Origin of the sequence: Paenibacillus enshidis (genome assembly GCF_042136365.1) — a bacterium.
GTDB lineage: Bacteria > Bacillota > Bacilli > Paenibacillales > Paenibacillaceae > Paenibacillus > Paenibacillus enshidis.
Genome location: NZ_JBHHMI010000059.1, coordinates 1 through 3,453 on the forward strand (window position 1 = coordinate 1; position 3,453 = coordinate 3,453).

4 protein-coding genes are annotated in these 3,453 nt (G+C 49.9%); 1 reads left to right on the top strand and 3 read right to left on the bottom strand.

Going from position 1 to position 3,453, the window contains the following annotated elements; genetic code table 11:
• Positions 1-637: 637 nt before the first annotated feature.
• Both ACE41H_RS25010 and ACE41H_RS25015 read right to left on the bottom strand, forming a co-directional pair.
• On the bottom strand, positions 638-1,504 hold the full coding sequence (locus tag ACE41H_RS25010; protein ID WP_375358288.1) for a YitT family protein: 867 nt from the start codon (positions 1,502-1,504) through the stop codon (positions 638-640).
• A 190-nt stretch (positions 1,505-1,694) separates the two neighbouring features.
• Positions 1,695-2,120: a VOC family protein gene (locus ACE41H_RS25015; protein ID WP_375358289.1), complete on the bottom strand. Its 426-nt coding sequence runs from the start codon at positions 2,118-2,120 to the stop codon at positions 1,695-1,697.
• 124 nt (positions 2,121-2,244) lie between these two features.
• Between ACE41H_RS25015 and ACE41H_RS25020 the strand changes: the two genes are divergently transcribed.
• The gene (locus ACE41H_RS25020; protein WP_375358290.1) at positions 2,245-3,201 is read left to right on the top strand and encodes a helix-turn-helix transcriptional regulator; all 957 of its coding nucleotides are present in this window, start codon (positions 2,245-2,247) and stop codon (positions 3,199-3,201) included.
• A 105-nt stretch (positions 3,202-3,306) separates the two neighbouring features.
• Here the strand turns inward: ACE41H_RS25020 and ACE41H_RS25025 are convergent, their stop codons facing one another.
• Positions 3,307-3,447 (bottom strand): LPxTATN C-terminal sorting signal domain, encoded by a 141-nt coding sequence (locus ACE41H_RS25025; protein ID WP_375358292.1) that lies wholly within the window; start codon positions 3,445-3,447, stop codon positions 3,307-3,309.
• Between the last annotated feature and the right edge of the window lie 6 nt (positions 3,448-3,453).

The following is a 3,453-nucleotide window of genomic DNA, read 5'->3' on the forward strand; positions in this document are numbered from 1 at the left end:
GAATCGCCACACCGATGTACAGCAACTTCTGCCACATCGTTCCTTCCGCTCCGGACAGGTGCGTTTCTTCCCCTTCGGGCAGGCGCAGTCGGCGGCGTCCAGTGTACTCGTTGAGATACGCCTGCAGATGTAATCCATAATCCACGAACATAAGTTCTTTTTTTCATTATACCAAACACATGTTCCTGTTTCAAGCCGAACATCACACTTGAGCTGCCTCTTTTTTTCTTAATCTCTTTTCTCGTTTCTCTTTATTCCTTCCCCTAGGCCCCCCGAACCTCCAACCCCCGCATTCTGATCAAAAGGGATAATGGTGCAAAGCTGCATGGAAAGGCAGTAGGCAGTAGGCACCACACTCATCTCACTCTGGCTACTAGACTAGACTCTGAGGGGGGCGAATCCCCTTCTTGCAAGAAAGCTGGCAAAAAGCTGTCTGCTTTGATTCAGCGTCCGCCCCAGCAGCAGATCTCTGTTTTACCCCGTTATACCAGGGCCTGTTTGCCGATCAACGCTTATTCCTTCCTGTAACGTAAGGACAGAATGAGCACCAGCAGGATAAGCACCAGGGACATGCTGTTCGTAATCAGCTCTTCCTTTTTGCCAGCATACGCTTGTAAGCAGCCAGGGGTGCCGGGAATTAATGAGCTTGCTTCTTCGTGAAGCTTCCCCCGGACACATCAGCTACATCCTCCACGGCGATAAAGGCTTTCGGGTCGATTTCACGCACGACGGTCTTCAGAGTGGATAATTCCACCCTGCTCACGACGCAGTAAATCACCTGAGTGTCTTCTTTGGTGAAGCCGCCTCTAGCGTACAGGTAAGTGGTGCTTCGTCCCAGCCGGGCCATAATCGCTTCGGCCACCTCTTCATAATCGTTCGTAATAATGGTAACCGACTTCGATTCATCCAGACCTTCAACGACAATATCCATCACCTTTGAGGCGATATAAAACGTGAAGATCGAATACATGGCCGCATCCCAGCCCAAAATGAAGCCGGCGGCGATAAAAATGATCACATTGATCCCCAGAATGACCTGTCCAACGGATGCATTCGTTCTCCGTGAAATCAGAATGGCTACAATTTCAGCACCGTCCGTAGTCCCTCCTGCCCGCAGCACCAGGCCGACGCCAATACCAAGCAGCAAAGCCCCGAAAAATACCGCCAGAAGCGGCTCCTTGGTAAAAGCCTCCACATGGTGCAGCAATGTAGTTGTAGTGGACAGCACGATGATCCCGTACAGCGCAGAAAGGGCAAAACCCTTGCCTACCTGCTTGTAGCCGATCACCAGAAACGGCAGGTTGATAATAAACAGAAAGATCCCCAGAGGCAGGCTGGTCACATTCGTCAACATCAGTGAGATACCTGTGATCCCCCCGTCAATGATTTCGTTCGGAACAAGAAATAACTCCAGCGCCACGCCCGCCAGCACGGCACCTGCCGTAATATAAACAAATTTCAGCAGCAGATCGACAGGTTTCATCTTTTTGCGAGTTTTCCCCATGAATCCAATCCTTTCTCAATCAACCTTTGACAGTAAGCCTAGAGCCTGCCTTCAGTATACCCAGCGCCACGTCCTGAATTCATTCAGGCAAGTTTAACAGCGCCAGTAAAAAAGCACGACTCCCGCACCTTTCCGGCAAGCCGTGCTTTGATATATATAATAGTAGAAATTATACTTAGTATCTGACTGATTACGATGTACGCTTGGTAAAGATTTGGAAGGTTACACCGAACTTATCCATCACCATCGCGTAAGCGGGACTAAAGTAAAGCTTGGTCAGCGGAACCTTCACTTGACCGCTTTCCTGCAGCAGTTCATAGATTCTTTTGGAGTCTTCAGCGTCGTCCATCGTCAGACAAACAGATAGCTGATTCCCTGATTGAACAGCCTCGCCGGGCAATACATCAGCAACATACAGTTCTGTTTCTCCTACCCGCAAAACGGCATGGGCCACACGCTCCCTGGCCTCTGCCGGAATAGGATTTTCGCTCTGATCCGGCGCTTCTCCCATGGTTTGGCTAAAAAGCAGCTTCGCATCCAGCGCTTTTTCATAGAACTGAATCGCCTCTTTCGCATTTCCGTCCAGCATGATATAAGGAATAGCTTTTACACTCATAATCCGATATCTCCTTTGTGATTGATTGCATTCCGGCCTTGCATAGACCGGCTTGCTTCAATTTCAATTATAGTCAATAATGGTGACAACTATTGTCATAGTTAATGAGAAAAGGTGAAATCAAATGTCCAAATCGAAGCGGTTGATGGAATTAATGATGACGGTGAATCGAAAAAGGAAGTTTACCGTCAAGGAATTGGCCAACGAATTCGGGGTATCTGCGAGGACGATTCTGCGGGACCTGCAGGAGCTGAGCGAGTTGGGTGTTCCTTTATATTCGGAAGTGGGGCCTCATGGCGGGTATCAGGTGCTGAGGGAAAGAATACTGCCTCCCATCGCGTTTACAGAGCACGAGGCTGTCGCCATTTTTTTCGCCATCCATGCCCTGCGCCACTATGTGTCCCTTCCCTTTGAAACGGAATCCGCCTCTGTGCTGAACAAGTTCTACAATTATATGTCCGGCGACATCAGGGATCGGATCGATCAAATGAAAAACCGGGTTGATTTCGTAACGCCGGCAAGACAGGCGGATGCACCCTTCTTGGCTGTCCTGCTTGATGCTGCCATTCAGCAAAAGATCGTGGTTATAGATTATGAAGCAAAGAAAGGAAAGTCCTGCCGGAAAATACAGCCCATCGGCATCTACGCCAACAATGGTTTATGGTATTGCCCTGCTTACTGCTTTCTGCGCAAAGATCTGCGTGTGTTCCGCTGCGACAAAATTCAGTCTGCCGAGTACGATGATTCCGGTACGCAACCTGTGGATCTTCGGCATATTCACCTGGGCAACAGATGGACGCTGGCGCGGCAGGAGGAAGCTGGCGCAAGTCTGTATGCGGAGCTGAGCAAGGAAGGTGTACGGCGGTCGGAGACGGAATTGTGGCTGGCTGCTTCCCTGCTGCATGTGCGGGAAGACGGGAGCGGCTGGATTGAGGGTGAGGTTCCAAAATCAGAGATTCCCTACTTGGCCCGGTTATTTATTGCTTGGGGAAATGAAGCGACAGTAAAAGGCCCTCCGGAACTGATCGAGTGTATGAAGCAGATGCTTGCTGAATTGCTAGCCAAATATGAGGCTTTATAAATGGCTCAATATATTCCCTTTGCATTCGGCCCAGTGTGCGAGCGTCGAAAAAAAGGCCGCCCCTCAAGTAACATACTTGAAGGGCGGCCTTTTTAAACTTTGCTCTTATGCTTTCTTTCTTCTCAGCAGGAGCAGGCCCGCAACTAGGATGATGAGTCCAGCCAGCAGATAGCCATACATATTCGTTGCCGTTGCCGGCAGCTTGCTGCCATTGCCATCTCCGTTGCCGGAGTCGTCTCCGTTCACCGAGTC

Excerpts from the sequence above, each read along its gene's own strand:
- ACE41H_RS25015 (WP_375358289.1), bottom strand. The coding sequence starts at position 2,120 with ATGAGTGTAAAAGCTATTCCTTATATCATGCTGGACGGAAATGCGAAA.
- ACE41H_RS25020 (WP_375358290.1), top strand. The coding sequence starts at position 2,245 with ATGTCCAAATCGAAGCGGTTGATGGAATTAATGATGACGGTGAATCGA.
- ACE41H_RS25010 (WP_375358288.1), bottom strand. The coding sequence starts at position 1,504 with ATGGGGAAAACTCGCAAAAAGATGAAACCTGTCGATCTGCTGCTGAAA.